General features: G+C 63.3%; 26 protein-coding genes. 9 read left to right on the top strand and 17 right to left on the bottom strand.

The features are described from left to right. Window positions 1-81: 81 nt before the first annotated feature. Complete coding sequence (locus BA190_RS22240) at window positions 82-687, bottom strand: LysE family translocator (protein ID WP_068292411.1); 606 nt, start codon at window positions 685-687, stop codon at window positions 82-84. A gap of 102 nt (window positions 688-789) precedes the next feature. Between BA190_RS22240 and BA190_RS22245 the strand changes: the two genes are divergently transcribed. Further along, window positions 790-2,148, top strand: a complete 1,359-nt coding sequence (locus BA190_RS22245; protein WP_068292413.1) for a PLP-dependent aminotransferase family protein — start codon at window positions 790-792, stop codon at window positions 2,146-2,148. Between the two features lie 12 nt (window positions 2,149-2,160). Here BA190_RS22245 and BA190_RS22250 read toward each other — a convergent pair whose 3' ends face one another. The 3 genes from BA190_RS22250 to BA190_RS22260 form a co-directional block, all read right to left on the bottom strand. Continuing rightward, the gene (locus BA190_RS22250; protein ID WP_068292415.1) at window positions 2,161-2,814 is read right to left on the bottom strand and encodes a glutaminyl-peptide cyclotransferase; all 654 of its coding nucleotides are present in this window, start codon (window positions 2,812-2,814) and stop codon (window positions 2,161-2,163) included. A gap of 16 nt (window positions 2,815-2,830) precedes the next feature. Then, entirely contained in the window at window positions 2,831-4,045 is a 1,215-nt protein-coding gene (locus tag BA190_RS22255) for a DNA-binding protein (protein ID WP_068292417.1), read from the bottom strand. A 338-nt stretch (window positions 4,046-4,383) separates the two neighbouring features. After that, a complete protein-coding gene (locus tag BA190_RS22260) occupies window positions 4,384-4,629 on the bottom strand; it encodes a hypothetical protein (RefSeq protein WP_156771651.1) in 246 nt (81 codons plus the stop codon). 167 nt (window positions 4,630-4,796) lie between these two features. Here BA190_RS22260 and BA190_RS22265 point away from each other — a divergent pair, with 167 nt between their 5' ends. Beyond that, window positions 4,797-5,273, top strand: a complete 477-nt coding sequence (locus BA190_RS22265; RefSeq protein ID WP_068292423.1) for a hypothetical protein — start codon at window positions 4,797-4,799, stop codon at window positions 5,271-5,273. A 61-nt stretch (window positions 5,274-5,334) separates the two neighbouring features. On the opposite strand, the gene BA190_RS22270 is transcribed toward BA190_RS22265, so the two are convergent. Both BA190_RS22270 and BA190_RS22275 read right to left on the bottom strand, forming a co-directional pair. Then, window positions 5,335-5,673 (bottom strand): YqjD family protein, encoded by a 339-nt coding sequence (locus BA190_RS22270; RefSeq protein WP_210185279.1) that lies wholly within the window; start codon window positions 5,671-5,673, stop codon window positions 5,335-5,337. 189 nt (window positions 5,674-5,862) lie between these two features. Continuing rightward, entirely contained in the window at window positions 5,863-6,621 is a 759-nt protein-coding gene (locus BA190_RS22275; RefSeq protein ID WP_068292430.1) for a response regulator transcription factor, read from the bottom strand. 433 nt (window positions 6,622-7,054) lie between these two features. Here BA190_RS22275 and BA190_RS22280 point away from each other — a divergent pair, with 433 nt between their 5' ends. Further along, entirely contained in the window at window positions 7,055-7,474 is a 420-nt protein-coding gene (locus tag BA190_RS22280; protein WP_068292433.1) for a DUF1236 domain-containing protein, read from the top strand. 445 nt (window positions 7,475-7,919) lie between these two features. Here the strand turns inward: BA190_RS22280 and BA190_RS22285 are convergent, their stop codons facing one another. From BA190_RS22285 to BA190_RS22315, 7 genes are all read right to left on the bottom strand, one after another. Further along, a complete protein-coding gene (locus tag BA190_RS22285; RefSeq protein ID WP_068292434.1) occupies window positions 7,920-8,798 on the bottom strand; it encodes an SMP-30/gluconolactonase/LRE family protein in 879 nt (292 codons plus the stop codon). 65 nt (window positions 8,799-8,863) lie between these two features. Then, a complete protein-coding gene (locus BA190_RS22290) occupies window positions 8,864-9,790 on the bottom strand; it encodes a 3-keto-5-aminohexanoate cleavage protein (protein ID WP_068292438.1) in 927 nt (308 codons plus the stop codon). A 9-nt stretch (window positions 9,791-9,799) separates the two neighbouring features. Beyond that, a complete protein-coding gene (locus BA190_RS22295) occupies window positions 9,800-10,744 on the bottom strand; it encodes a 3-hydroxyacyl-CoA dehydrogenase (protein ID WP_068292441.1) in 945 nt (314 codons plus the stop codon). Window positions 10,745-10,774: 30 nt separating this feature from the next. Next, window positions 10,775-11,554, bottom strand: coding sequence for an SDR family oxidoreductase (locus BA190_RS22300; RefSeq protein WP_156771653.1), 780 nt, complete (start codon window positions 11,552-11,554; stop codon window positions 10,775-10,777). A gap of 26 nt (window positions 11,555-11,580) precedes the next feature. After that, window positions 11,581-13,656 carry an ABC transporter permease gene (locus BA190_RS22305; protein ID WP_068292446.1) on the bottom strand — a complete coding sequence of 692 codons (2,076 nt, stop codon included), beginning with the start codon at window positions 13,654-13,656 and terminating at the stop codon, window positions 11,581-11,583. Continuing rightward, entirely contained in the window at window positions 13,653-15,203 is a 1,551-nt protein-coding gene (locus BA190_RS22310) for a sugar ABC transporter ATP-binding protein (RefSeq protein WP_068292449.1), read from the bottom strand. Before BA190_RS22310 ends, BA190_RS22305 begins: the two co-directional genes overlap by 4 nt. A gap of 77 nt (window positions 15,204-15,280) precedes the next feature. Continuing rightward, window positions 15,281-16,405: a sugar ABC transporter substrate-binding protein gene (locus tag BA190_RS22315; RefSeq protein ID WP_068292452.1), complete on the bottom strand. Its 1,125-nt coding sequence runs from the start codon at window positions 16,403-16,405 to the stop codon at window positions 15,281-15,283. Window positions 16,406-16,594: 189 nt separating this feature from the next. Between BA190_RS22315 and BA190_RS22320 the strand changes: the two genes are divergently transcribed. Both BA190_RS22320 and BA190_RS22325 read left to right on the top strand, forming a co-directional pair. Then, complete coding sequence (locus BA190_RS22320) at window positions 16,595-17,278, top strand: GntR family transcriptional regulator (protein WP_068292455.1); 684 nt, start codon at window positions 16,595-16,597, stop codon at window positions 17,276-17,278. A gap of 423 nt (window positions 17,279-17,701) precedes the next feature. Next, a complete protein-coding gene (locus tag BA190_RS22325; protein WP_162275181.1) occupies window positions 17,702-18,256 on the top strand; it encodes a TVP38/TMEM64 family protein in 555 nt (184 codons plus the stop codon). A gap of 44 nt (window positions 18,257-18,300) precedes the next feature. Here BA190_RS22325 and BA190_RS36080 read toward each other — a convergent pair whose 3' ends face one another. Continuing rightward, window positions 18,301-18,456, bottom strand: coding sequence for a hypothetical protein (locus BA190_RS36080; RefSeq protein ID WP_156771654.1), 156 nt, complete (start codon window positions 18,454-18,456; stop codon window positions 18,301-18,303). A gap of 424 nt (window positions 18,457-18,880) precedes the next feature. Between BA190_RS36080 and BA190_RS22330 the strand changes: the two genes are divergently transcribed. Continuing rightward, complete coding sequence (locus BA190_RS22330) at window positions 18,881-19,306, top strand: SLOG family protein (RefSeq protein ID WP_068292461.1); 426 nt, start codon at window positions 18,881-18,883, stop codon at window positions 19,304-19,306. Window positions 19,307-19,371: 65 nt separating this feature from the next. On the opposite strand, the gene BA190_RS22335 is transcribed toward BA190_RS22330, so the two are convergent. Continuing rightward, entirely contained in the window at window positions 19,372-20,088 is a 717-nt protein-coding gene (locus tag BA190_RS22335; RefSeq protein WP_156771655.1) for a response regulator transcription factor, read from the bottom strand. A 358-nt stretch (window positions 20,089-20,446) separates the two neighbouring features. Between BA190_RS22335 and BA190_RS22340 the strand changes: the two genes are divergently transcribed. Together BA190_RS22340 and BA190_RS22345 are read left to right on the top strand one after the other, a co-directional pair. Continuing rightward, window positions 20,447-21,061, top strand: coding sequence for a response regulator transcription factor (locus BA190_RS22340; protein ID WP_068292466.1), 615 nt, complete (start codon window positions 20,447-20,449; stop codon window positions 21,059-21,061). Continuing rightward, window positions 21,062-22,852 (top strand): hybrid sensor histidine kinase/response regulator, encoded by a 1,791-nt coding sequence (locus BA190_RS22345; protein WP_068292469.1) that lies wholly within the window; start codon window positions 21,062-21,064, stop codon window positions 22,850-22,852. 35 nt (window positions 22,853-22,887) lie between these two features. Here the strand turns inward: BA190_RS22345 and BA190_RS22350 are convergent, their stop codons facing one another. After that, complete coding sequence (locus BA190_RS22350) at window positions 22,888-24,147, bottom strand: FAD-binding oxidoreductase (protein ID WP_068292472.1); 1,260 nt, start codon at window positions 24,145-24,147, stop codon at window positions 22,888-22,890. 348 nt (window positions 24,148-24,495) lie between these two features. Between BA190_RS22350 and BA190_RS22360 the strand changes: the two genes are divergently transcribed. Continuing rightward, window positions 24,496-25,218 (top strand): class I SAM-dependent methyltransferase, encoded by a 723-nt coding sequence (locus tag BA190_RS22360; RefSeq protein WP_068292478.1) that lies wholly within the window; start codon window positions 24,496-24,498, stop codon window positions 25,216-25,218. 117 nt (window positions 25,219-25,335) lie between these two features. Here the strand turns inward: BA190_RS22360 and BA190_RS22365 are convergent, their stop codons facing one another. After that, window positions 25,336-26,268 carry a cation diffusion facilitator family transporter gene (locus BA190_RS22365; protein ID WP_371260370.1) on the bottom strand — a complete coding sequence of 311 codons (933 nt, stop codon included), beginning with the start codon at window positions 26,266-26,268 and terminating at the stop codon, window positions 25,336-25,338. Between the last annotated feature and the right edge of the window lie 448 nt (window positions 26,269-26,716).

Here is a 26,716-nt window from a genome sequence, read left to right on the forward strand (position 1 = left end):
TGTGCTGTTTGCCCTGCTGTTCTCCTTCGTCACCTATTATCTCACCTTCGATCTGTGAAGGGAGGTCGATACTCCCGTCGATCAGCGCGCCGCTTCAGCCAGGATCGGATAGAGTGAGGCGACCAGCGCCCCCGCCATCACCACGTTGAAGACGCGCAGCCGCACAGGTCCGGACAGGAAACCACGCAAAGCGGTCCCCGCTGCCGCCCAGACCAGCAGGCAGGGACCATTGGCCAGAACGTAAATGGCCGTTACCACCAGGACATAGCCGAAAAAGCCGTCGGCCGGCGTATAGGTCGCAATCGCGCCGATTGCCATGATCCAGGCCTTTGGATTGACCCATTGGAAAGCCGCTGCCTGGAGAAAAGTCATCGGTCGATCCCGGCTCCCCTCCGAATCCGGCCCGCCCGCTCTCGCGATCTTCCAGGCAAGATAAAGCAGGTAGGCCGCGCCCCCATAGCGCAGCAACGTGTGAAGGAACGGGAAGGCCGTGAACAAGCTGCCTATGCCGAAGCCTGCGGCAAGCACCAGGACGCAGAAGCCGAGATTGATACCGAGAAGGTGAGGCATGGTGGCCCTGAGACCGTAGTTGGCGCCGGAGGCCAGCAGCATCGTGTTGTTCGGGCCCGGCGTGATCGATGTGACGAAGGCATAGATGATGAAGGCGGTCAGCAGGTCGGATGTCATGGCAGGGGTCGTCGGTTCCGAAGGGAATTGACGGCATCATAGAGGCGTGACACATTTTCAAAATATATAATAGTGTCATGTGACACAATTGATGAGTCCGCCGTGAAGCTTGCGTCACCATGGGCACCGCGCCTGGCGCCAGGCGATGAGCCGCCGTTCGAGCGGCTCGCCGCAGCGCTTGCCGACGACATTGCCGGCGGCCTGATCGGCGCTGGCGACCGGCTGCCGGCCCATCGCGACCTGGCCTGGCGCCTCGGTATCGGGGTCGGCACCGTCACCAAGGCCTATGCAAGGCTGGAACAACGCGGCCTGGTGCGATCCCTCCATGGCCGCGGCATGTTCGTGGCAGGCACGTGGGCCGCCACGGCCGGACGCATCGATCTCGGCATCAATGCCCCGCCGCAGATGTTGAGCGACAGGCTGCTGCAGGCGACATTGTCGATGCTGGCAAAGCGCCTCGATGCCGAAACTTTCGGAGCTTATTCCCATCCTGCCGGGCGCCCGGAGCATCGCCGCCTGATGGCACGGTGGCTGGCCAGATGGGGCTTTGACGCCGAACCGGATCTTATATTGCTGACCCATGGAGCCCAGCACGCCCTCGCCATTGCGATGGCGATGGCCTGCCCGCCGGGAACCCGTCTGCTGACCGAGACACTGACCTATCCCGGCGCCCTGCTGGTGGCACGGCAGGCCGGCCTCGATATCATCGGCCTCGCGATGGACCAGGAGGGCCTGACGCCCGATGCCCTGGCCGAGGCGCTCGGCGCCGATCACGGCCGGCCGAGGGTGCTCTATGTGACGCCGACCCTGCACAATCCAACGACGGCGACAATGGGCCCCGAACGCCGCCAGGCTGTGGTCCGCCTCTGCCGCGCCCACGACATCACCATCATCGAGGACGACGTCTACGGCATTTTCGCGCCAACGGGCGTCCGCCCACTGTCCTGCCTTGCACCCGAACGCACCTTCCATGTCACCAGCCTCTCCAAGGCCTTGAGCCCGGGGCTTCGCATGGGCGCGCTCGTCGTCCCGCCCGATCGCGTGGCCGAGGCAGAGGCGAGGCTGCAGGCAAGCAGCACCATGGCCTCTGCTCTCCAGGCCGAGATCATGGGGATGTGGCTGACGGACGGAACGGCGGAAGCCGTCGCCTCCTCGATCCGCGCAGATGCCGTTCGACGCTCAGCCTTCGCCGCCGAACGCCTGCCCAAGCAGGCGGTGCTCAGGATCAATGACGGTTTTCACGCCTGGCTGCCGATGCCGGCCGAAGCGGCGGATCGCTTCGTCGCTCGGGCCGCGATACGCGGTGTCGCCTTGATGCCGGCGCGCGCAGCAATGGCCGATCCCTCAGCACCGGATGGCGGGGTGCGAATAAGCCTCGGCACTCCTGCGATCGCTCAGCTCGACCAGGCACTCGACATTCTCGCCGACCTGTTCCTCGCCGACCGGTCGGTGCTCGTCTGAGCAGGCAAGCGTTCAGCCACGCATGCGCCTTGCCCTGACCGGCCGGCGGATGGCCCGGACCTTTCCGCTTTCGCCGCCACCGCAGAAGAAACGGTCACCTCCATCGGCTTCGAGCCCGGAGACGACCAGGCCAGCCGGCATCTCGATGCTGTCGAGGACCTTGCCGGTGGTCGGATCGACATGCCGCAATTCGCTCTGGTCATTTTCCCAGGTGGCGTGCCAGAGCTCTCCGTCGACCCAGGTCACGCCGGTGACGAAACGATTGGATTCGATGGTGCGTAGCGTGGCGCCGGTCTCGGGATCGATCTGGTGAATCTTGCGGTCCTGATATTGGCCGACCCAGAGGGCGCCTTCGGCCCAGGCCAGGCCTGAATCCTTGCCGCTGCCGGGCGCCGGAATGGTGGCGAGCACCGTGCCGGTGGCTGGATCTATCTTCTGGATACGATCCTCCGCGATCTGGAACAGATGTCGGCCGTCGAAGGCGGTGCCGGCATGCGCAGGGACGTCGAGAGCCTTCACCGTATTGCCGCTGTCGGGATCGAGCGCGTTCAGCTTGTCGCCCGAGGCAAACCAGACGTTCTCGCCATCGAAGCTGACCCCGTGCACGGCTTCGACGCCAGCGAAGGGGCCATATTCGCGAAGGATTTCTGCTGGTGTCCGTTTCATACGGCCGATCCTAGCTTCATGGCAGTGGCGCCGGGAGTAACAAGGTTGTCGCGAAACTGGGCACTGGCGGCGTCACCCAGCGGCGCGCCCTCCCTCGGCCGAAGAACTGCACTTTGGCGGCCAGGGCGAGTTCGTCGAGGGCACGCTGCACGGTACGCTGGCTGGCTCCGAGTGCAAGCGCCAGGGCCGAACTGGACCAGGCTTCGCCATCGGAGAGAAATGCCAACACCGCCGCATGTTTTTCTTCCACCGGCCGGGCCAATACCAGGACCTCGGCGGTGTGACTCGGCGCCAGCTCGAAGCCGCGCTTGGTTGCGTTGACGGCGGCCAGTCCCCGCAGGGTCGTGCGCAGGCGGCCGATCTCGACCCGCAAGCGGGCGCGATGAGATTCATCGGCCGACTTCGCACCGAAGGCGCGCGCCACCAGCTCGTCACGTGTCACATCGCGGGGCCAGGCCTCACCGAGGGCCCGGGCGAGGGCAAACAACACCGGCCGCCGGGCAAGCGAAGTCGTCTTGTCGGCATTGCGCACGATATGGCGGCAGGCGTCGATCATGAAAGCTTTCGATGTCTGCAAAGCCTCGACTTCATCGAGCAGAACCGGGCGTTCGCCGCCGGCCGTGATCAGGCGGGCGGCCGGCGTATCCAGGATCAGCGTGGCGCTTTCGACTTCCGCTGCCAGCGCAGGAATTCCGGCCTGACGTGCGGTGAGTTCCGCCCGCGCCAGCGCCGTACGGGCCTGTCGGGTCCTGAGCCGGCGCATCGCAATGCCGGCAACCACCAGATCATGCACCGTCCTCAGGGCCGGCGGCAGCGGCGCAGGAGCGAAATTGGCAAGTTCGGCCTCGGCGGCGTCAAGGCGTCCGATCAGCAGCAGGCGCCGGGCTTCGAGATATCTGGCATGGGCGGCATTCACCCGGTCGCCATGCTGCTCCAGCGTCATGCGTGCAGCATGAAGGGCCTTGGCAGGCCAGCCGAGGTCGCGCGAGACGAAGGCGATCTCGGCCTCGGCGACGATGCATCTTGCGCGCGCCACGGCCTGCCTGGCGCCGAAGGCGCGCGCGGCGTTCCGGATCAGGGTTCGCGCACGGTCGAGATCGCCGAGCTGCGCCATCGCGATGCCACGCAGGGCCAATGCGGGCGCATCGTCACGCAGGGCAACCCGGTTCAGGGCGCCAAGGGGGTCGCCGGCAGCCAGCGCACGGGCCGCGGCCGTTATCAGCGAGTCCATTCGAATCCCGCCAAACTCGTCACTCCCACCATCCGATAGTCCCGAACTACCACGAAATACCAGATCGTATCGAGAACGCTGTGAGTGCCGCCGTGAGCCTCATTACTGGATGGCGCATCGCATGCCGGGCGATCGGCGCCGGCGGCCCTTCCGAACCGCCTGCAACCGGGGACTCATTTCAGCCTGAATGTCGCCGGCCTGATCGCGATCCTGCTGGTGAGCAGCCTGATGGATCTGCGCAATATGGCGGCCGTCACGGCGTGCATCACCGTCCGAACGCCTCGCATCAAAGGACCCGCATCCGGATGCTCGTACCGGAGCTTTCAGGCTCGCATGTTTCAGGTCCTGCGGCGGGCGGTGAAAGCAGGCGGATCGCTGGCGGGGAAAGACTCGTCGCTCGCTTCATCGACCGCGTCCCAGGGATCGTCGGGTTGTATTGCCTTGTCCCGCCGCCGGCTGGCTGCTCTCAGCGCCTCGACTTCCTGGCGCAATCGATGATTGTCATCCAGCAGCTTGGCAATAGTGACCAATCCCGCGAATGAAGCCAGAAAGCCAAGCCTGCGCATGTTGTTCTCCTTTTCCAACCGGAGATCCTGCCCGAGCCGTCCTAGCGCTGAACCTGCGAACCGGGGTCATGGTTCCCGCCGGCCCTGCAAAGCCGGCCCGACAGCTTTGCTCCACTTCGTCGCAGGCAAGAAACCTTTCCTGTCCGCCGCCGTTTCGCCCTCGACAAACATCGAGGTGCCGATCCATGCAAGCCTATGACGTGCGCGCTCTTTTTTCACTCGCCGATAGGGCCAGTCGGCTGGATGGCAGCGCTTCCTGGCTCGATCGCGATATTTGCCTGAGCCTTCGCTATCTCAATGGCCGCATGTTCGCCGATTGGCTGGTCGTCCTGCCCGACCATCGCCTGTCGTCCGCCGATGGCTCGCATTGTAGCGAGCCTGACGCGCTCACGGCCTCCATCGATGCCGTCGAGAAGCTTCGGCGTTGTCTGCTGCCCAAGAGCAGCCTGAACGTCAGTACGCTCGATGGCCATGCGGAGCGGGTTCAATGTCAGGTACGATTGGGCTTCGGTACACGTGAAACCGGCAGAGCGATCGTCGCCAATTCCGAACCTTGCGCCCGGCTGGCGGCTCTCCTTCATGCCTTCGCCGTTTCGACCCTAGGCTGGCCGGATCCTGCAAGCGAGCCAGCCAGGCTGCGCTTTGCCCTGGTCGACAAATGAGCGCGCCCGACCGGAAATCGCTGCATGACGCCGTGTCGGCGCCTGCTCGATAGGTAGAAGGCTAGCGTCGCTCATTCCCGAGCAAGGTCGCACCGACGACGAGCCCAATGACAAATCCGACAATACCGGCCGAGGACAATATCGTCGCGGCCGTGCCGGGATGTTCCCTCGCCGCATCGGTCACGGCATGCGCCTGCTCGCGGGCCTGCTGGAAGGAGGCTCTCGTCTGTCCCCTGGCCCGATCCACGGCTTCGGAAGCCGCTTCACGTGTGCGTTCCAAGGTCTCGGCACCGCGATCCGCGATGGATTTGCCAAGTGCGCTGATTTCCTTGCGGAGATCGGCAATCTGCTTTTCCAGTTCCTTGCGCATATCGTCCGGGGAGATCGAGTCGGCCATCATGTTCTCCGTTCTGGTGATCCGTGACGGTGATGGTGAATACCTGCACCGCCCTTGGCCATAACGCCCGATCAGGCGCCATGTTCCCGGCATGCCACCAGCATACGAAAAAGGCTCCCATTGGGAGCCTTGACGTCTTGCTGCGCATTTACCCAGGCACGAACGCGTTTCGCTCGAGCGCAAGCCTAGCGCTTAGTTGAACAAATCCTTGGTCAGGATCGCCACTTCCGTGCGGTTGCGCGCCTTGATCTTGCGCATGATGTTGCGGATGTGGATCTTCACCGTGCTCTCGCTCATCTCGAGCTTGAAGGCGATGATCTTGTTGGACTCGCCGCGGCGCAAACGGTCGATGACGTCGATCTGCCGCTGGGTGAGGGCCTGGCCGAGTGGCCCCTTGTCCGCAGCCGGCATGGGCGCGGCCTGCGCCGCCAGGAGGCTGCTGACAGGGACAAACTTCTCGCCTGCCTGAACCAGGCGAATGGCGGCGGCCACCATGTCCAGATTGAAGGTCATGCCGACGAAACCCTGGGCTCCCTGTTCGAGGCTGCGGCGCACCAGAACGGGGTCCTCGACATCGGAGAGCACGATGATCTGGCTGTCGGGAGCCTTGGCCTGCAATCGGGCGATATCGTCGCAAATGACGCGTTCCGTCGCACCGTCCCCGGTCGCGCACAGCAATATCGTTACCGGAGCGGCAAGGTCTGCCGGACGCCATTCGTCGACCGATGCATAGCCGCTCGTGCTGCAGTTCAATTCTGCTTCGGCCAGGCAACGCGCCAGGCAGTCACGGATCAGCGTTGCGGCGCTGATAATGAGGATCGGGGTCGTCGCGACCCGGGGTGTGACGATCGGACCGGCAATGGGTGTCGGCCGCATGACTTCATTGCGCAGTCTTGGCAGACGGTCGAAGTCGACGCTCCTATAGGCGTCGGAAAGCACGGCAGCACCCATTACCATATTACCTTAAAACAGACTGCCGCTATCCAGCAGATCTCCAAACTTCATGGAGCCTTAGGGATAATTTCATGCCGCGGATGTGCGATTTTGCACATACAGCGCGGACAGGTCATCCGCCGCAATGGCGAATCCGGCTACGCGCACCACACTCTGAGACGGCATCGGCGGACTTCTGCGGCCGCAAGGCACAGGGTGCGCTTCGATAAGAATTTTCTATCTATATAAATCAAAAAACTCAGAATTCAGTAGAATATTGAAGTGACACATATTTATCGAAAATGTGTCATCATTGAGAAATCAAAGATAATTTGAAGGCATATGCCGTAATTATTATTTTCATCGAAATTCTATGGGAACAATTTCAGCTATGGTCTGTTGTATCGCTCATATCTGGAGTGGATACACTCGGAAACCATGGAGAAAGGTCATGACAAGCAGGTTGATGAACTTGATTGGCATATCTTTGGTGGCGCTCTGGCTGCCTGCTGCGGTCCAAGCGCAAGGCGTGATGGGCGGAGCCCAGGAAGGGGCCGAACGCGGCAATGACAATGCCGGCCCGATCGGCGGGATCGTCGGCGGTACGGTCGGCGCCGTGACAGGCGGCATCAACGGGTTGCTGGGAATCGAGCAGCGCCCCCGCTTCCGCAAATATGTGATTGAGCGGCATATTCCCTCCTATAGCTATGAGGAGCCCCTCAATGTGGGCGTCGTCCTGCCTGAGGAAGGCGTCGAATATTACGACGTGCCCGCTGACTATGGGGAAGTCCGCTACAAATATACGGTCATCAATGACGAGGTCGTATTGGTCGATCCCAGCACCCGCCGGATCGTGCAGATTGTAGAGTAGCGTCCGGACCTGCGAGTGGCTCGGTCACTTCGACCACCTTTGGAACAGACCGCGAGATCTTCCGGCTGCTGCAGATGCAGGGGTCGGAAGACCTCGATGTCTGCCCAAGGCACGGGTGGGAGCGGGTTTCGCATCATGTCCAAAAAAGCAGGCCAGATTGATAAAGCATCGATTTATGAATAGTACATATCATGTTGATATATATACATTTTTTGAAAACATGAGGAAAGATTCGTTCCTGCTCGGATGAAGAAACGTCTTGCCCAGTGGCACATGAGCCCGCCAGCTGGGCCGACTTATCGCCGCGGGATCATGCTCATCCTTAACTTCAGCAAGCTGGCCATCAGCCAATAGAAACGACACCCGCCGGCCACAGCGCGCGACCACCATGCCTGCGGCGAAGGCCGCTGGTCGCGAGCCGTTCCCGTCATTTCTTCCGATCCCCTCACCCGCCGAAACGCGGTTCCGGAATGCCCCTGATGCCGAGATCGTGGATCGCGAACAGGCTGCCACGCAGCACGCCGTCGCCTGGGAAGCGGGGCAAGGGGGGCTTGGCCATCGAGGTCACGTAGAGCACGTCGAGATCGGGGCCGCCGAACATCACGCTGGTCACCTTCTTGACGGGCATCTCGATCACCCGGTCGACGGAGCCGTCGGGCCGGTAGCGCACCAGCTTGCCGTCGTAGACCAGGGCATTCCACAGGCAGCCTTCGGCGTCCACCGTGGAGCCGTCGGCCGCACCGCCGCCAGAGCCGTCGACCTTGGCGAAGGTTCGCTTGTTCGACACGCCGCCCGTATCCTGGTCGTAGTCATAGGCCGAGATCTCGCCGGACCAGGTGTCGGTGAAATAGAAGATGTTGCCGTCAGGGCTCCAGCATGGCCCGTTCGAGCAGATGATGCCGGAATCAAGCTTTGTCACTTTGAAATCCGTCGACAGACTGTAGAGCGCCCCGTTCGGCCCCTCCTCCATGGTGTCCATGGAGCCGGCGACGAAGCGGCCGCGCTTGTCGACCTTGCCGTCATTGATACGGTTTTTGGGCAGGTCAGGCTCAGGATCGTGGATGAGCTCGACGTCCCCGGTCTTGAAGTCGAGGAGATGGAAGCCGCGCGCCAGCGAGACGACGGCGCCCGAGCCGTCCTTGCGCAGTGCCATGGAGCCGATCTTCTGCGGCACGTCCCAGGCCCGCACTTCCCGGCCGTCGGCCGTGGCGCGGAAGACGCGGCCGTCGAAGCTGTCGATCCAGTAGAGGCGCTGCTGGTCCACATCCCAGAGCGGCCCCTCCCCCAGGGTGGTCTTCACATCCAGCAAGACTTCGATGCGCATGGTCGTTCCCTCTCCTTCAACCGTTTTGTCTTCAGCCTCGCGGCTGCCTGCCCCCGGGCGAGGGCTCAAAAATTCACGGCATGACCGCCCTTGAGGCCCAGCATTTCGCGGGCCTCGTCCGGCGTTGCCACGGAGAGGCCAAGCCCTTCGATGATCTGGCGGACCCTCGCGACCTGTTCGGCATTGGAACGGGCGAGCACGCCGGGGCCATTCCAGAGCGAGTCCTCCAGCCCGACGCGGACATTGCCGCCCATCGCCGCCGCCATTGCCGCAATGTTGAACTGGTTGCGCCCGGCACCGAGAACCGACCAGCGATATTGGTCGCCGAACAGGCGATCAGCGGTGCGCTTCATGTGCAGCACGTCGTCGGGATGACCACCGATACCGCCCTGCAGGCCAAAGACGGTCTGGATGAAGAGCGGTGCCTTCACCAGGCCGCGATCGAAGAAATATTTGAGATTGTAGAGATGCGCCGTGTCGTAGCATTCGAATTCGAAGCGGGTGTCGTTGCCGGCGCAGGTGGTCAGGATGTGCTCGATCTGTCCGAAGGTGTTGCGGAAGATGATGTCCTTGTTGGCCAGATAGGTGCGTTCCCACTCATGCTTGAGATCGGTGAAGCGATCGAGCATGCCGAACAGGCCGAAATTCATGGAGCCGAGATTGAGCGAAGCGACTTCCGGCGCGAAGGTCGCCGCCGGCCGCACGCGCTCCTCGATGCTCATGGTCGGGGCACCGCCGGTGGTCAGGTTGATGACGCAGTTCGAGCGCTGCTTGATCTGAGGCAGGAACCTGGCAAAGGCTTCAGGCGTCTGGTCGGGTTCGCCGGTGACGGGATTGCGGGCATGCAGGTGCACGATGGCCGCGCCGGCTTCGGCGGCACCCACCGCGGCATCGGCGATCTCTTCCGGCGTCACCGGCAGATGTGGCGACATCGACGGCGTATGGATGGCGCCGGTCACGGCGCAGGTGATGATGACTTTATTGCGGGCCATGATGCCTTCTCACTTTCCGATATCCTTGGCGGCCTTGCGCTTGTGGGCAAGCAAGGCCATCAGCCGGCGGTCACGCCACATCTGGCGTTCGCCGAGCTTGTCGCGCGGAAGCAGGGCACTGCGCTCGGCCTCCACCTGCTCCATGACGGGCCCCGCCCAGTCGACGCGGTGCTGCACCGACGGGAAGATGTTGGCGTAGATCCCCTGGTAGCGCTCGGCATAGTCGCGCACGCCGCCGGGGGCATTGAGATCGATCGTCTCGAACGGCCCCATGAAGGACCAGCGCAAGGCCAGCCCATCGCGCAGGCCGACATCGATGTCCTCGACGCTGGCGATATCGTCTGCAACCAGGCGGAACGCCTCCTCCAGCAAAGCGCCCTGCAGGCGGTTCATGATGAAGCCATCGATCTCGCGCTTCATCACCAGAGGCGACTGGCCGCAACTGCGCATGAAGTCCGCCGCCTTGCCCATGGCCTCCTGCGAGGTCCAGGGCGAGGGACAGACCTCCACCGCCGGCACCAGATAGGGCGGATTGATCGGGTGGCAGACCAGGCCGCGCTGGCGGCCGGGAAGATGCTCCATGAAGGCGGACGGCAGGATTGCCGAGGTCGAGCTCGCCAGTACCGCCTTGGCAGGCGCCAGCCTGTCGAGATCGGTGAACAGAGTGCGCTTCAGCTCGACCTGTTCGGGCGCATTCTCCTGGACATGGTCGACGTCATCGAGGGCCGCGGCAAGATCGGCCTCGAGATGAATGCGTGCCTTGACCTCGGCTGGCTCTGAACCGCCCAGCAGGTCATTGGCGGCGAGATCCGGCAGCATCTCGCCGATGAAGGCCAAAGCCTTGGGCAAGGCATCGGCATCCTTGTCCCAGAGCCTGACCTCGTGGCCGGCCCTGGCGAAGGTGATGGCCCAGGCGCGGCCGATGAATCCGGATCCGATGATGGCTGTCTTCATGGGGGTGTTCCCGACTGAAAGGGCGTTCGCTCACAGGGATTCGACGTTGCCGTCGACGCCCAGGGACTGGCCGGAGATGTTGATCCCGGCCGGTGACAGCAGGAAGAGCACCATCGCCGCGACGTCCTCCGGGCCCGTCATCCGGCGCAGCGAGATGCGATCGAGATATTGCTTCTCCATCGCCTCATAGGGCACGCCGACCTGCGCGGCGCGATCGCGGATCACCCCTTCCATGCGTGGCCCGCGGATGATGCCGGGCAGGATGGCATTGACGCGGATACCCGAGGGACCGAGTTCCTTGGCAAGGCTCTGGGTGAAGCCGATCACACCCCATTTGGCGGCCGAATAGGGCGTGCGATAGGCATAGCCATAGCGCCCCGCCGCCGAGGACAGGTTGACGATGGCGCCGTCGCCGGCCTGCTTGAGCAGGGGCACGCCATGATGGGTGCACAGGAACTGGCCGGTGAGGCAGATATCGATGGTGCGGCGCCAGTCGGCGGGCGCGATCTCCTCGACGCCGCCGGTCGGCCCGGCGATGCCGGCATTGTTGATGAGGGCATCAAGACCGCCGAGCCCTGCTTTCACCTCGTCGAACAGCCTGGCGACCGCCTCTTCATCCGACACGTCGCACAGGCTGGCGCCATGTCCGGGATGGGCACTGCGGAAATCTGCCAGATGATGCTCGGCGACATCGCACACATGCACCCTGGCGCCGTTGGCGATCAAGAGGTCTGCGATGGCACGGCCGATACCGGAAGCACCGGCAGTGACGAGAACGCGAAGACCAGGTTTTAGGGCAATTCCGGACATTGGTATTTCCTTGGAAAGCAATAGGTTCAGGAGTTCTTTTCACGTAAAGTAATAACGGCGCAGAGGACCACGACCCCGTAGAGAATGGCTCGGGTCGCGTAAGGAAGCGTGGTGCCGGCCAGAAGGGTCTGCAGGGCCGTCAGCAGCAGGACGCCGCCGATCATGCCGATATAGCGCCCTCGCCCACCGGTAATCAGCGTTCCGCCCACCACCGCGACGGCGATGGAAGGCAGGAGATAATCATCCCCCATGCCGAGACTCGCCTGGCCGGAGAAGCCGGCGAGAAGGCAGCCGACGAGCGCCGCGCAGAAGCCCGAGAGCATGTAGACCTTGACGAGGGTCGCCCCGACGGGAACGCCTGAGAGCTGCGCGGCACGCACGCCATTGCCGATGGCATAGACACGCCGGCCGAAGGCCGTCCGGCCGAGGAGGACGGTGGCAAGGACGACGAACAGGATGACGAGGGGGACGATCGGCGTCACGCCCATCACCTGTCCCGTCATGATCCAGCGCAGTCCCGGCGCCGAAAAACCGTCAGGCGTCCCGCCGGAGTATACGAGCGCGAAACCTTGCAGGATGCCGTTCATCGCCAGGGTCATCACGATCGGCGACAGGCCGAGGGCAACGATACCGAGGCCGTTCACGAGGCCGATGAACGTGCCCATCGCCAAAGCCAGCGGCAGGGCATAGAGCATGGCACTGTCCGATCCCTTCATCAGGCCGGCGCTGACGATGCCGCAAAAGGCGATCGTCCACGGCAAGGAGAGGTCGAGGCCGCCGGTGAGGATCACGCTTCCCTGCCCAAGCGCGAGAATGGCCAGGAAACTCGCCAGCACGATCAGGGAATTGTAGTAGCCCCATGACGCCAGCGTGCTGCCGAGCACGAACTGGCTGACCACGAGAACGATGGCAAAGCAGGCAAAGGCCGGGAGGACCGTGCGCAGATCCTCCTGGCGGCGGACCCAGAAACCGGGACGCGCAACACGGGATCGTGCGGCTTGAGCCGGCTCGGCCGGCAGCCGCAACCGCGTTTCCGGAAGGGACAGCTGGCGCGGCAGACGCCCCTGGCGCCAGGCTGCCAGGCGATGGCTGCTCAGGCGCAGGGTGCTGGCGAGCACCGATGTGCGCGTGATTGACGCGCCGAGCACCGCCAGGATCAGGATAGTGCCCTCGACCACGGACGAATAGAAGGCCGGCACGTTGAGGACGAGCAGGATGTTGACCACCATCATCAGCACATAGGCGCCGAAGATGGTGCCGACCGGCCCCCCGCGTCCGCCGCCCAGCAATGTGCCGCCCACGACCACCGCCGCGAACATCTGCAGCAGCATGGGATTGCCGACCAGCGGGTCGCCCGAGCCGGTCTGCGCGCTGATGAACACGCCGGCCAGCCCGTAAAGCCCGCCGGCGAGGACATAGACGAAGAATTCGCACAGGCGGGTGTTGAGGCCCGCTGCCCGCGCCGCGTCCCGGTCGGAACCGATGGCATAGATCGCCTTGCCGAAGACCGTGTTCTTGAGGAACAGCCAGCCCAGCACCAGGAGGACAAGCATGAGAACCGGCCCGGGCAGCCAGTCAGGGATCGCGTCGGCCGTAAAGAAGGCGCTGAACCCTGCGGGAAGCTGGCCGCCCGGCTTGTCCATGACCAGCAGCGTCACCCCCTGCAGGATGAACATGGTCGCGAGCGTCACGACGATCGGCTGCAGGCGCAGAAAGGCGATGAAGAAGCCGTTGAAGGCGCCTGCTGCCGCCCCGATGGCGATGCCGGCGCAGGACCACAGCAGGATGCTGGAAGGGTCGTCCTGCATATGGCTCGCCAGCGTGACGTTGACCAGCGAGACCACGGCAGCGGCCGACAGGTCGAACCCGCCTGACAGGACCACGATGGTCTGGCCGATCGCGGCGGTCGCCAGCGTGGCCCCGCCCGTGGCGATGGTCGAGATGTCGTAATAGTTGAGGGATCCGCTGACGAGGCGGATCAGGCCGAGGCAGACCAGGAAGGCCGCAACGGCAATCATCGTGCCCCGATAGCGCGACCAGCGCAGGCCCGCGCGCTTGGCCGGCGACGGCTTGAGGGACATATCGGCATGGGCCGCGCTCATGATGCCTCCTGGATCGTGGAAGCGCTACCCAGCGTGGCGCGCAGAATGGCATCCTCGGAAATCGCGGGGCCGGAGAGATCGGCCGCGACCTTGCCGCGATAGAGCACGAGGACGCGATGGGCGAGATGGTCGAGTTCGGCGATCTCGGTGGAATGGAACAGGACGGCGCCGCCGGCAGCGGCATATTGCTGAATCAGCGCATAAATTTCATGCTTGGTGCCGACATCGATGCCGCGGGTCGGATCGAACAACAGCAGCACACGGCTTTGTGCGAACAGCCATTTGGCGATGGCGATCTTCTGCTGGTTGCCGCCGGAGAAGGATTTCACGCTGGTCCATAAAGCGCGCATCTGCACGTTGAGCCGCCCGAAGACCTGGATGACATCCCTCTCCTCGCCGGCCTCATCGATCAGGCCGAACCTGGTATAGCGCTCGACCACCGGCAGGGAGACGTTGCGCTGCCCGTCGAGCTTGAGGAAGAGGGCCTCGGTCTTGCGGTCCTCGGGAACCAGGCTGATGCCGATACGTGCCTCGATGGCATCGCGCGGGGAGGTCAGGGTCACCGGCTGTCCATCGATGCGGATCTCGCCGCGATATTCCTCCATGCCGAACAGGGCCGAGAAAAGCTCGAGCTGGCCCATGCCCTGCAGGCCGGCGACGCCGAGAATCTCGCCTGCGCGCAGATCGAAGCCGACATGTTCGAGCCTCTTATGCGTACCCAGGGCGTTTACCGATAGCACGGGATCGCCGGTCAGCGACGGCACCGGCGGCTTGGGCGGGAAGGAGCGGCCCAGTTCCCTGCCCGCGATCATGCCGATCAGGTCCTCGTCGGCGACATCGGTAAGGCTGGCGGTGGCGATGTGCTTGCCGCCACGCAGGACCGTGACCCGATCGCAGAAGGCCCGCACCTCCGCCATGCGGTGGGAAATGAAGACGACCGTGACGCCGTCGCGCTTCAGGCCATCGATCAGGCCGCCCAGCCAATCGATGTCGCGGCCCGAGAGCGTGGAGGTCGGCTCGTCGAGGAGGAGGATTCTGGGGCGGCGGAACAAAGCGCGCGCGATCTCGATCTTCTGGCGCAGATTGAGATCGAGATCGCGCAGATCGGTATCGAGGTCGATTGCCGCCAGGCCGAGCGCATCCAGATGCTCCGCCACTTGGCGGCGCGCCTCGGAGCGGCGGATCTGGCCGAGCAGGGTCGGCGGATAGGGCAGCAGCATGTTGTCGAGCACCGTCAGGTCCTTGACGATGGTCAACTCCTGGAAGGCGGTCTGGATGCCGCGCCGATGGGCCGCACGCGGACTGCCGAGCACGGCCTGCTGGCCGAAGATCTCGAAATGACCTGCGGTCGGCACGATCAGGCCGGACAGCAGCTTGACGAGCGTCGACTTGCCGGCGCCGTTCTCACCCAGCAGCGCATGGGTCTCGCCGGCCAGGATCTCGAAGGAGACGCCGTCGACGGCAATGGTCGGCCCGAAGGAACGGCTGATATCGCAGGCCGCGACAGCGGCTTTCGCTGGCGCGGCCTGGACGGATAAGGACGACATACGAATCGGTCCCTGCAAATTTGTGTCACCCGGATAGAAAAGCGGGTCCGCCGGGATGGCACGGACCCACTTCGCCCTCAGTTCTCGGGCTGGCCGACCAGCGCCGCCGACAGGCCGAGCTCCGGCGTCTCGGCCGAATAGATCGAGGCGAACCAGCCGGGATTGGAAACCAAAGAGGGCTTGAAGGCATTGCAGCCGGCCTTCATCTCGGCCCAGCTGCCTTCCTGGCAGAGCTTGATCGTCTCGTTCGTCACGATCGGCAAAGGCAGCACCGTGTGCTTGGGAATGTCCTTGCCGTCGAGCTTGGCGACCGCGAGCTTCAGGGCCAGCCCACCCGAATAAGGCGGCGAGGCATAGGAAATGCGGGGAGCGGCCATCGGCGTGTAGGTGCCGTTGGCGCCCTCGACCTCGGTGCCAACCGGCAGCATCTGGATGCGGCCGCCGTTCGAGCCCTCGCCCGCGCAGGGCTTCAGCTTGTCGGGGGTGGCGCCTGCCTCGATCTGCATGGTGTTGGCGGTATAGCAGCCCACCTGCATCCACAGCCCGTCGATCTCGTCCCATTTGCGGGTGGCCATGATCTTGGACAATTCGGTGCGGGCGACCGCCTGGCTCCACATGCCGACGGCTTCGTTGACGATCTTGATGTCGGGATATTTGGCGAAGACTTCCTTGGCGGCCTTGGTGCGCAGTGTATCGACCGAGGTGCCGGGCACGCCGGTGATGGCGATGATATTGCCCTTGCCGTTCAGTTTCTTGGCCAGCCATTCGGCCGTGACCCGCCCTGCCTCGCCCTGGTCGATGGTGACGTTGTAGGCGCAGGGCTCGGTGATCTCGCCGTCATAGGCGATCACCACCACGCCCTTGCCGCAGGCATTCTTGACGGCCGCGTTCAGAGCGGTGGGCGAGATCGGGAAGACCACGATGGCCTTAGCGCCGGCCTGGACCATGGCGTTGATTTGCTGGATCTGGCGCTGGGCGTTGGGCCCGGCGACCTGGACCTGGAGGTCGACCTTGTCGGCCATTTCCTTGCTGGCGGCCATGGCCTTGACCATGTTGGCGGCCTCGCCCTGCCAGTCATTGCCGATATAGCTCATCGACAGATAGATCTTATATTTGTCCTTGGCTTCGGCCTGCCCGCCAAGGGTGCATAAGCCGAGCAGTCCCGCGCCCAGCAGGGCAGCGCCGCGCTTTACCAGTCCCATTCTTCCCTCCCTGTCAGCCCGCTTCGTTGCGGCGGGCACTTCGACTCGTTGATAAGTCAGCTTCTGTGAGCTACTTTTGATCATAAATCAAAGATCAGAATTTTAGCAAGCCCGGCGACGCTTTCTCCAAACGCCGAACCGACCTACAAGACGAGAACCCGGCATCGGGATTTGCAACGCGGAGGTGTCATGAGCGAAATCAGGTCCAAGGCGCGGGAGCCGCTCTCGGTCGTGCGTGTGCAGCGCGCCACCATGCAGGAGGACGTCTATCGCCAGGCCAAGGAACTGATCCTCAACGGTGACCTGGCACCAGGCCAGTCGATCACCATCCAGTGGCTGGCGGATGCCTTCGGCGTCAGCGCCATGCCGGTGCGCGAGGCGATTCTACGCCTGACGGCGGAAAAGGCGCTCACCGTGGTGGCCGGGCGCAGCCTCGGCATTCCCCATCTGACCCGCGAGCGACTGGCGGACCTGACGCGGACCCGCCTGGAGATCGAGGGACTGGCGGTGTCCTGGGCCGTGCCCAGCCTCCAGCCCGCAACGCTGGCCCGGCTCGATGAGCTGGTCGAAGAGATGGACAACATCAAGCCGAACAAGGAAGCCCGGAAGATCTATCTGCGCGCCAACCGGGCGCTGCATTTCGAGATCTACCAGGCGAGCGGCTCGGAAACCCTGTTCGGCATCATCGAAACGCTCTGGCTCCAGGTCAGTCCCTATTTCAACCTGCTGCAGGAACGCGGCAATTTCGTCGTCTCGAACAAGCACCATCGTGTCCTGGTCGAAGCGTTGCGATCAGGAGACCAGGGTGGCGCGGTCCGCGCCATCCAGGCCGATATCAGCGATGCGGCCGATATTCTCGAAACCATTCTCTGACAGGCTGTGTTTTGCTGAAGAGACCGGCTTCTAGCTGGTCCCAACTCTTCGTTTCGATGTGCCTTTGCGAATTCGGGCGAGGTTGTAGGATTGCAAATACCTTGGCTCAGACACTTTCACAGCTGTGTCACATGGTCTGACAATAGTGTCCGCCATGCCGCAAATCGGCGGCATAGCAACCAACTTCCGACCCGGCGCCCGACACGCCGGGTTCTTTGTTTTCCGAGCGACACGATCGGCATACAGCCTCAAAGCCGACGTCGTTTTCACAGCCGCCCTCAGGCCGCGCGGATGTCTCTTGAGCAAAGGCCAGCGAGGTTGCATCCTGCCTGAGACGCGGTATGAACAAGGCACGACACCGGGATTGGTTTGGGCATGCAGGCGGATCTATTGAGCTTTGCCGGCGAGTGGGGAGCGGCCCTGATGCTGCTGCTCTTCTTCGTCAGTGCCGTCTCGCTGCTGCCCCGGCCTGCGCTTTGCATCGTGGCCGGTTCCGCCTATGGTCTTTACGGCATCCCGCTTGCGCTGATCGGATCCATCCTTGGCGCATCCGTGGCCTACTGGCTCGGCCAGGTGGCTGGCCGCCGCTACGGCCATCGGCTCACCCGGCGCTGGCACCTGCTGGATGCACTTCGTGAAGCCATTCGGACAAGTGGCTGGCGTATCGTGCTTTTATGCCGTTTCGCGCCGATCGCACCGTCAAGCCTGATGAGCTTCATGTTCGGCTCGACGTCGACGGCCTTCGGCCCGTTCCTGGTCGCGACCGGGCTTGGCATTCTGCCTGGAATCGCCCTGCAGGTCGCTGCCGGTGCCGGACTGCGCGCGGGCCTCGATGGTCACCTGTCCACGTTGCAGATCGTCACCTTCGGCATGGGCCTTTGCGCCGGCCTGGCGGCTCTTCTCTTGCTGGGGCGCAAGATGCGGCAGGTTCTGGCGTCCTATCAGTCTGATCTGACGGCCGAAGACCGGGTTCGGTAGTCCTTCCGCGCGCATAGTGCCGGCACTGACCCAGCCCAAGCTCGTCAACCGCGTTTTCTTCGCCGGATTTTGGCTGCTACCGCCCCCACTACCAGCAGGCCCGCCGCCGTCAGGGCCACGATGCCCGTTACGCGGATGGCTGCCAGGGCGAGGATGATCGATGTCAGGGAGTGGATGAGGGCGTCGGCGATACTCAGCAAGGGCGGCGCATACCAATGGAATGGGAATGAAGGAGATCAAATCTCGATTACACCGCAAGGATGACAGGAGAGTTGGGCGCTGATGGGGCACTGGCGGAACGAGCCTGGCCTTCGCTCGCCTTGCCTCCGTCGAGCGGTATTGGGTTCCGGACAATCGGATCACACCCCTGTCACGCCGGTGGCCGATCTAATGGCGGGCAAGGAAGGTCTGAGAAGACGCCCTGAAGCGTTTTGCGATTTGGCGGCCACGCCAAGCATCACAAAGACGCGTCGAACCAAAGAGTGAGAGCAATGCGGCGTTTCCGTCCAAACGCGCTGTGCTCTGGAGATCGAAGACGTTCTGCTCAAGAAAATGCGCCAACGCGCATCATGACTATAGAAAAACTGCGATCCAACACGGTCGCAGGTCCCGCCGGTGGCACCCATGACGATCGACATGCACAATAGATATCTCGCGCCGGCTCCGGGCGAGGAAACCATGAGCGGGCCGCCAGCCAAGCCCAGGACGGTCCTCGTCTGTGGCGACGAGGCTATCGACCAACGCCGCGTCTTCGCCATCCTGGATCGCCTTCTGGCGGATGAGGGGGAATTTCGTATCGTTCATGCCGGCAAGCGTGGTGCCGACCTGCTGGCCGCCAAATGGGCGGTTGCCCATCGGGTCAGGTCGATTGTCGAGCGCGCGTCCTGGCTCAGATATGGCACATCCGCGGGACCGCTGCGCAACGAGCATATGCTCAATTTCTACGAGCCCTTCGTGGTGATTGCCTTTCCGGGCGGCAAGGATTGTGCGGACCTGGTTACGCGGGCCCGGCGATCCGGCGTCCGCATCGTCGAAGCGGCTACCTGCTGAAGCCTGCAATGTCACGGTTCAGGCGACCGCAGCCGGTCTCGAGTTCGGTCGCCCTTCCGATTGGATCAGTGAGCGTCGCCGTCGAAAAGATTATTGGTCATATAGGCGATTTCCGTGCGATTGCGCGCCCGGATCTTCTGCATGATGTTGCGGATATGCACCTTGACGGTGCATTCCTCCATATTGAGCTTGTAGGCGATGATCTTATTGGATTCGCCCTGGCGCAGGCGCTGGATCACCGCCAGTTGCTTGGGTGTAAAGGCCGCCTGCCGAGACAGGCCCTCATCCTGGCTTTCCTCGCTCCCGAAATCGGCCCGTGACTTCGACGGAAGCAGGCCGCTTGCCGGGACGAAGATGCCACCCGCCGCCACCAGGCGTATGGCCGCCAGGGCAACATCGAGGCTGGAGCTCATGCCGATATAGCCACGGGCCCCCTTGCCGAGAGCCGCCACGACCAGCCGGGGATCCTCGATGTCGGAAACCACGATCACCCGAACGTCGCCGCAATGATGGGCCACACAATCGAGATCGAGCTCCGCGATCGCCTCGGTTGCCTTCTGACCCGTGACACAAAACAGGACAATGCAGGGCCCGTAGCCTTCCTCACTCTGGTGCCAATCCGCCAAGCTGGCATATCCCAAGGCAGAAAAGGCAGGGGCGGCAGAGATGAGGCTGTGTATCAGGCAGCTACGGGTGAGCTGCTTTTCGTCGATGACGGCAATCGTCCAGGGCACACCCTGCCGGTCGTGTTCGGGAGCATGGGGAGTGGGTATCGGTTCCACGGGAGGGGTCTTTCAGCAAGAAAATGGACCATGAGAACTTCGGCAGCGAATTGTCGAAGTACATAGTGCGCCACCCTGTCACGCCGGCCACCATTGGAAGGGCAGCCCGCTTGATCTGGATCGGCGAAGATCGATGAGGTGAAAACCTCACTCGTCCGCTTCTCTTGCGGCAAGCGCCTTAGCCGTAATGGCTGGCAAGCTCGTCGTGAGACCAATCCCGCCTAGTTGCTCCATTCAACTCCAACTCGTTGGTCAAAGCGACTTTAGAAAACTCTTAGCTCATTTTCCATAGTCTGTCTTGGACTAGTCTGGATGGACTAATGGTCTAAGGTCAGCAACTAGCCTAAAGTAGGGTGTCATGCACGCCCCATCACCGTTGCACTTGCTCCTGATCGACGATCACTCGCTCTTGCGCGCTGGCTTGCGCCTTGTGCTCGAGCAAGGCCTGCCGCATGCCATGATCCGTGAGGCCGGTTCGATCGCCCAGGCCATTGCCGAGGACCAGGTACGGCCTCATGCAGTGCTGCTCGACATCGAGATGCCTGGCCTCAGCGGCATGGAAGGGTTGGCCGTGTTCAGGCGACGCTGGCCGGGCGCACCGGTGATCATCCTCACCTCGCATGACGATGTCGGCACACGGGCGGAAGCCCTCGCCAAGGGTGCGGCGGCTTTCCTGTCCAAGGCCGAGCCGACCGATCGTATCGTCGCTACCGTCGAAGGCGCCCTGCGAGGAGAGTCGGGCCCCAGCGAGGTTGCCCATCCGGTCGCCAGAAGCCAGGCCCAGCTCACCCCGCGCCAATACGAGGTTCTCGACCATTTGGGCCGGGGCTATTCCAACAAGGTGATCGGGCGGCATCTCAACCTGTCGGAAAATACGGTGCGTGTGCACGTCCAGGCCCTGCTGGCGGCTTTCGACGTAGCCAGCCGGGCGGAGGCGGTGGCTGTGGCCCGCGAACGCGGCCTGATACGCTGAATGGCAGCGCTCTTGTTCAAGCCGGTTCCCGCTCGCATCGCTGCAGAGCAGCTTCGCTTCATGCTTGGCACGGCTCCGTTTGCCTTCATCATCGGCGGTATCGGCAATGCGGCGATGGCCGTCATCTTTGCCCTGAATGCCCCCGTGCTTCCCTTGGCGATCTGGGCAGTCTGCGCTTTTCTCCCCGTGCCTTTTCTGCGCCTGCTCGCCAATCGCTTCCGCGACAGTCCGGATCCTGTTGCCGAGGCTGGCCGCTACCAGCGCTATACCATCCTGCTTGCCACGGCGATCGGCATCCTGCGGGGCATATTGCCCTGGATCGCCTTTGATCAGGCTTCTCCCCTCGCCATCGCCCTGCTTCTGTGCTTCATGGCCGGCATCCAGGCTGGCTCCCTCTCCTTCATGGCGCCCGTGCTGCCGGCCTTTGTCGGCTATTCGGTCGTGTTCATCGCCATGCTTGCCCTCAAACTGGTCACGCTCGGCGATCCCATGTATTGGGGCATGGCGATCGGCAGCGTCTTGTTCTGTATTGCCATCATCGCTTCGGCGCGAAGCGCGTCGCAGACCTTCCAGAAATTGGCGGAGCTGCGGTTCGAGAACAACGAATTGGTCGAGCGCCTGCGCCAGGAGACGGCGATCGCCCAGGCTGCCCGCCTTGAGGCCGAAACTGCAAACCAGGCCAAATCGAAATTCCTGGCGGCCGCCAGCCACGATTTGCGCCAACCCATCCATGCCCAGGGCCTGTTCCTGGAAGTGCTCGCCCGTGGCCAGTTGACGGCGCAGCAGCGCGAGATCCTGGACAATGCCCGCGCCGCCTCGATCGCCTCGGGCGACATGCTCAACACACTGCTCGATTTCTCCCGGCTGGAAGCGGGCGTGGTCACGGTGAGCAAGCGCTGTTTCGAGCTCCAGCCGCTGCTCAACAGGATCGGCACCGAACTTGCCCCTTCGGCGGATGAGAAGGGCATCGTCTACCGCCAGCGCGATACCGATGTCATGGTGGAATCGGACCCCGCACTGGTGGAGCTGATCCTGCGTAACCTGATCTCCAACGCCATTCGCTACACCGAACGCGGCGGCGTATTGATCGGCTGCCGACGCCGTGCCGATCAGGTGCATGTCGAGGTCTGGGACAGCGGAATCGGCATCGCCGCCGACAACCAGCAGGAAATTTTTCGCGAATTCCATCAGCTCGGCAACCCCGAGCGCGATCGTCGTAAAGGGCTTGGCCTGGGATTGGCCATCACCGAGCGTCTCGCCCGGGCCGCCAATCATGAATTGCGATTGCGCTCGGTGGTCGGCCGTGGCAGCAAATTCGCTCTTATCCTGCCACTTGCAGCCGGACGGTCCGGCATGCACGCCGATCCCGAGCCGTTCGCGTCCGCGAACGACCACACGACGCTGGGCAGACCGTGCCGGATCCTCGTCATCGACGATGACGAAGCCGTTCGTGAAGGCATGTTGCGCCTGCTGAAAACCTGGGGCGCGCGGTGCGAGGCAGTGGAGGGCATCGAGCAGGCGCGGCTTAGCCTCGGCCGCCTGGCGCCGGATCTGGTGATCTGCGATTACCGTCTACGCGAGCAGCGGACCGGTGCGGAAGCGATAGCCATCCTCCGGGAACAGATCCCCGACCTGCCCGCCATCCTCATCACGGGTGACACCGCGCCCGAGCGGCTGCGCGAAGCGGAGGCCAGCGGCATCCCCCTCCTGCACAAGCCGGTTCTGCCAGCCGCCCTCTTCGCCAAGATCCGCAGCACCTTGCCGCTTGGGCCAAAGCGTGCCCATGGCTGAACGGCGCTGGTAGCGGCTGGCACTCCCTATATCTTTCAACCGAACCGATTCATTGCAAAGGGCGTCGGATCGGCAAAAGTGGGCAATCCCGCCATCATTTCCGACAGCAGCCGCCCCGTGGCTGGACCGAGCGTCAGGCCATGATGGTTATGGCCGAAGGCGAACCAGAGGCCCTTGTGGCGCGGCGCCGGCCCGATCACAGGGCGCATGTCCGGCAGGCAGGGGCGCGATCCCATCCAGGGCGCATCCTCGACGCGCTGCCCAAGCGGGAACACTTCGCGGGCATGCGGCTCGGTCCGGTCGAGCTGTACGGGCGTCGGCGCGTGGTCGCGCGAGGCGAACTCGATTCCCGTCGTCAGCCGGATGCCCCGGGTCATCGGTGCCAGCAGATAACCACGCTCGATGTCGACGATGGGTCGATTGAGGACGGCGCCGGGTGCCGGCTTGAAATGCACGTGATAGCCGCGCTTGACTGCGAGCGGCACGCGATAGCCGAATTTCGTATAGAGCCGGTCCGACCATGGCCCGAGGGCAACGACGGCCTCGCGGGAGCGATAATGACGCTCCGGCGTCTCCAGGCTCCAGCCATCCTCTTCCTGCTTCAGGGCGGTTGCGTCGGCCTCGACGAAGGTGCCGCCCTTGCGGCTGAAAAGCGCGGCATAGTCCTTTACCAGCCGGCCTGGATCGGCAATCGTGGCGGGATCGCGCCAATGCACCGCTCCCGCAAATACACCCGCCAGGCTCGGTTCCCTCTCACGCAGTGCGGAAGCGGCTAGCAGATCATAGTGCAGGCCGAACTCGTCGAGCTGCCTGGCGGCCGAGCACGCCTTCTCGAAGGCCCCGCTGGTACGATAGGCCTCCATCCAGCCAGTCGGGCGCAATTGTTCGGAAATGCCTGCGTCGGCCATCAGCCTGGCATGTTCCTCCACCGAATGCTCGATCAGGGGCAGCATATCGAGGGCAGCCCGGCGCAGCCGCTTGGGCGAGGATTCCCACCAGAAGCGTGCGAGCCACGGCAGAGCCTTGGGCAGGAAACGCCAGTGGTAGCGCACGTCCGCGGAAAGATTCAGCCCATAGTGGAGAAGCGTCGAGAGCTCACGCGGAAAGCCGTAGGGAATGACGCTGGCCCGCTCGATCAGACCCGCATTGCCGTAGCTGGTTTCCTCGCCCGGAGGACGGCGGTCGACGAGAACGACGGATCGCCCCAATTTCTGAAGATGCAGAGCAACCGAAACGCCGACGATGCCGGCACCGAGCACCAGTACGTCGCCCGATTGCCTGATGACCTGAACCATGGACCGCTGCCCCCAAGCAATTTCGTGGCCAAGACCTGACCGCTGCATCGTGGAGCCCATGACTGCCGGCCGTTTCCCGATTGTCCTTGCGCCAAGCGCTGTCGTGCCCGCAAGCAATTTCATCGCATGATGCGGCAACCGCGCTGCTTTGACGCTTGGTCTATGAGAAAGGCAGGGATCGCCCGGATCATTCCACGGGCCCTGCAGTTGTCCGGAGATATCGAAGGGATCGTCATCGCGCACAAAGAAGCGGCAACAGAGGGTCAGGTTACGGCCCTTCCCGCAAGAATGCCGTTTGCTTTAGGCTTCTCCCTTCGAATCAGCACAATCCGATCGGAGTGAGACGAAATGGACCGTTCAGCGGACGAGGCCCATTGGACGCGTATCGCCGAACAGTGGATCGCCTGGGCGCGTTCGCCCGGCCACGACGCTTTCTGGGCCTATCGCCAGTCCTTGCTCGCCTTTATCGGCGCCGGTCGGGGCAAGGCCCTGGAGATAGGCTGCGGCGAGGGCCGGGTCAGTCGCGAACTGCGTAAGCTGGGCTACCATGTGACGGCAACGGACGCCGTGGCGCCGATGGTCGATGCCGCGCGGCAGGCAGAATCGGCCGACGCCTACGCTGTTGCAGGGGCTGCAAAACTGCCCTTCGCCGCTGCCAGCTTCGATCTGGTGGTGGCCTATAATGTCCTGATGGATGTCGAGGATGTGCCGGCGGCCGTCGCAGAAGCCCGGCGTGTTCTCAAGCCGACCGGCGAGTTCCTGATATCGCTGGTACACCCCTTTCGGGACCGTGGCCGCTTCGCAGGCCCTGGGCCGGATGCGCCCTTCATCCTGGAAGGCAGCTATTACGGCCGGGTTCGCTTCGAAGGCGAAGAAGAGCATGACGGGCTTCGCATGCACTTCGCCGGCTGGTCGCAGCCGCTCGAGAACTATGTCGCCGCCCTCTCGCAGGCAGGTTTGGCGATCACGGCTCTGCGCGAGCCCATTCCCGACACGGCGAATGCAGACCGCCTCGAACAGTGGACCCGCCTGCCGCTCTTCCTATGGCTCAAGGCCAGGATCCTGGCTTGAAGGATTTTATTCAAGATATTAGAACTTAAATATAAGTAATTGATATTTATAGAAATAATGAACATATTTCATAGTGCTGTGCGAAACCGGGAGCCAGGCTGACGCCCTCGGCTCATTTTACACCGCCCATTCGACATCTGTGGTGAAGGCGATGGTCAACCAACGATCCCGGCTTTCGCCGCCGATCGCTTCGCCGATCTCGTCACGGATGCGATCCCATTCCTCCAGGCGCATGGCGGGCCGGCCGGGCGGCACGATGAAATAAAGCTCGATCTGCCGCCCCCGGCCGACCTTTGCGACATAGGCCTTGTGGGTCAGGAAATCATATTTGGCGACGAAGGTCCTGGCGACGGCGTCGACATGGTCCTTGAGAGAGGCCGGTGTCACCAGGAGGATCTCGGACAGGGCCTGCCTGACGGTCGAAACCGGCAAGGGGATGATGACCAGGCAGAGCAGAAGCAGGACCGCGGGATCGACATAGGGTGTGAGCCAATCGAAGCGTGTGCCTTCGATCGCATAGCCGATGCAAAAAGCAAGGAGAAGCGCCCCGGTGATCGAGGCCGACATGATCCAGGCCTTGGCATCGAGCGCGACGAAATCGGAGCGTATGGTCCGGTTCATGCGGGTTTCGAACACCGCCATGCCGATGCAGGCAGCCAAGGCCACGGCGGCATAGAGGATGGCGTATCCAAACGCCAGATCCCTGCCGCCAACCATCAGACTGCCAATGGCATTGATCATCGCATAGATGGCCGCCCCGATCAGCATGGCGCCGTTGAGGCCGAGAACCATCGGCTCCAGGTGCCAAAAGCCCATGGTGAAGCGCTCATGCAGCTTGCCCACGGCGGTGGCGGGAGACGAATTGGTGGCAATCAGGCTGGCCACGATCAGTGCAAGGCCGCTCATGCTGGCATCGACCAGCATGTAGACGCCGTCGAAGACGATGGAAAAGGAACCGGAGAGCAGGCCGAACACCACGCCGAATCCAGCCACGAAAATGGTGACGGCGATCGAGACTTTGAGGATGCCCTGTTCCGTGTGCACCGTCATCCCCGCTTTGCCGGACTGCCGAAGCTTCGGCTTCCTCGGCATCGACACAGGCAAACACGACCCACCAAGCTGATGGATCGTATCAGCAATGCCGCTCAAAAGGCGATGCCCCCGGAGGGCTATGAGCGTAATTGTCCGATACGGCCCGAGCCCAGATTCCGGCGGACATGCCGCAGCCGGCAGGTCCAGCGTTCAGCCGGCTTGGCGGCGGAGCGGGCAGCGCGTGCCGACAAAGGCCTGCGCCCCCCCTCTTCAGTCGCATCCTCGGCGGAGGTCTCGTCCGGAAGCGAATTCGAGGCGGGGGGCGCTTTGCGCAGCCGCCCCTTCGTTTCTTCCGGCTGATTGGCGGACGGCGACGGTTCCAGGCCGTTCGGGGCCTTCGCATCAGGCGCTGCCCGCGTATCTATGGAAAGCCGTTCTTCCTGTGGTGCCTTGGCCCTGCGAGGCT

The sequence above is a fragment of the Labrys sp. WJW genome (genome assembly GCF_001676615.1).
GTDB lineage: Bacteria > Pseudomonadota > Alphaproteobacteria > Rhizobiales > Labraceae > Labrys > Labrys sedimenti.

What these genes read in the sequence shown, in the direction of transcription:
- BA190_RS22240 (WP_068292411.1), bottom strand. Translation starts at nt 687, where the DNA reads ATGACATCCGACCTGCTGACCGCCTTCATCATCTATGCCTTCGTCACA.
- BA190_RS22250 (WP_068292415.1), bottom strand. Translation starts at nt 2,814, where the DNA reads ATGAAACGGACACCAGCAGAAATCCTTCGCGAATATGGCCCCTTCGCT.
- BA190_RS22255 (WP_068292417.1), bottom strand. Translation starts at nt 4,045, where the DNA reads ATGGACTCGCTGATAACGGCCGCGGCCCGTGCGCTGGCTGCCGGCGAC.
- BA190_RS22265 (WP_068292423.1), top strand. Translation starts at nt 4,797, where the DNA reads ATGCAAGCCTATGACGTGCGCGCTCTTTTTTCACTCGCCGATAGGGCC.
- BA190_RS22270 (WP_210185279.1), bottom strand. Translation starts at nt 5,673, where the DNA reads ATGATGGCCGACTCGATCTCCCCGGACGATATGCGCAAGGAACTGGAA.
- BA190_RS22275 (WP_068292430.1), bottom strand. Translation starts at nt 6,621, where the DNA reads ATGGGTGCTGCCGTGCTTTCCGACGCCTATAGGAGCGTCGACTTCGAC.
- BA190_RS22280 (WP_068292433.1), top strand. Translation starts at nt 7,055, where the DNA reads ATGACAAGCAGGTTGATGAACTTGATTGGCATATCTTTGGTGGCGCTC.
- BA190_RS22285 (WP_068292434.1), bottom strand. Translation starts at nt 8,798, where the DNA reads ATGCGCATCGAAGTCTTGCTGGATGTGAAGACCACCCTGGGGGAGGGG.
- BA190_RS22290 (WP_068292438.1), bottom strand. Translation starts at nt 9,790, where the DNA reads ATGGCCCGCAATAAAGTCATCATCACCTGCGCCGTGACCGGCGCCATC.
- BA190_RS22295 (WP_068292441.1), bottom strand. Translation starts at nt 10,744, where the DNA reads ATGAAGACAGCCATCATCGGATCCGGATTCATCGGCCGCGCCTGGGCC.
- BA190_RS22300 (WP_156771653.1), bottom strand. Translation starts at nt 11,554, where the DNA reads ATGTCCGGAATTGCCCTAAAACCTGGTCTTCGCGTTCTCGTCACTGCC.
- BA190_RS22305 (WP_068292446.1), bottom strand. Translation starts at nt 13,656, where the DNA reads ATGAGCGCGGCCCATGCCGATATGTCCCTCAAGCCGTCGCCGGCCAAG.
- BA190_RS22310 (WP_068292449.1), bottom strand. Translation starts at nt 15,203, where the DNA reads ATGTCGTCCTTATCCGTCCAGGCCGCGCCAGCGAAAGCCGCTGTCGCG.
- BA190_RS22315 (WP_068292452.1), bottom strand. Translation starts at nt 16,405, where the DNA reads ATGGGACTGGTAAAGCGCGGCGCTGCCCTGCTGGGCGCGGGACTGCTC.
- BA190_RS22320 (WP_068292455.1), top strand. Translation starts at nt 16,595, where the DNA reads ATGAGCGAAATCAGGTCCAAGGCGCGGGAGCCGCTCTCGGTCGTGCGT.
- BA190_RS22325 (WP_162275181.1), top strand. Translation starts at nt 17,702, where the DNA reads ATGCTGCTGCTCTTCTTCGTCAGTGCCGTCTCGCTGCTGCCCCGGCCT.
- BA190_RS22330 (WP_068292461.1), top strand. Translation starts at nt 18,881, where the DNA reads ATGACGATCGACATGCACAATAGATATCTCGCGCCGGCTCCGGGCGAG.
- BA190_RS22340 (WP_068292466.1), top strand. Translation starts at nt 20,447, where the DNA reads ATGCACGCCCCATCACCGTTGCACTTGCTCCTGATCGACGATCACTCG.
- BA190_RS22345 (WP_068292469.1), top strand. Translation starts at nt 21,062, where the DNA reads ATGGCAGCGCTCTTGTTCAAGCCGGTTCCCGCTCGCATCGCTGCAGAG.
- BA190_RS22350 (WP_068292472.1), bottom strand. Translation starts at nt 24,147, where the DNA reads ATGGTTCAGGTCATCAGGCAATCGGGCGACGTACTGGTGCTCGGTGCC.
- BA190_RS22360 (WP_068292478.1), top strand. Translation starts at nt 24,496, where the DNA reads ATGGACCGTTCAGCGGACGAGGCCCATTGGACGCGTATCGCCGAACAG.
- BA190_RS22365 (WP_371260370.1), bottom strand. Translation starts at nt 26,268, where the DNA reads ATGACGGTGCACACGGAACAGGGCATCCTCAAAGTCTCGATCGCCGTC.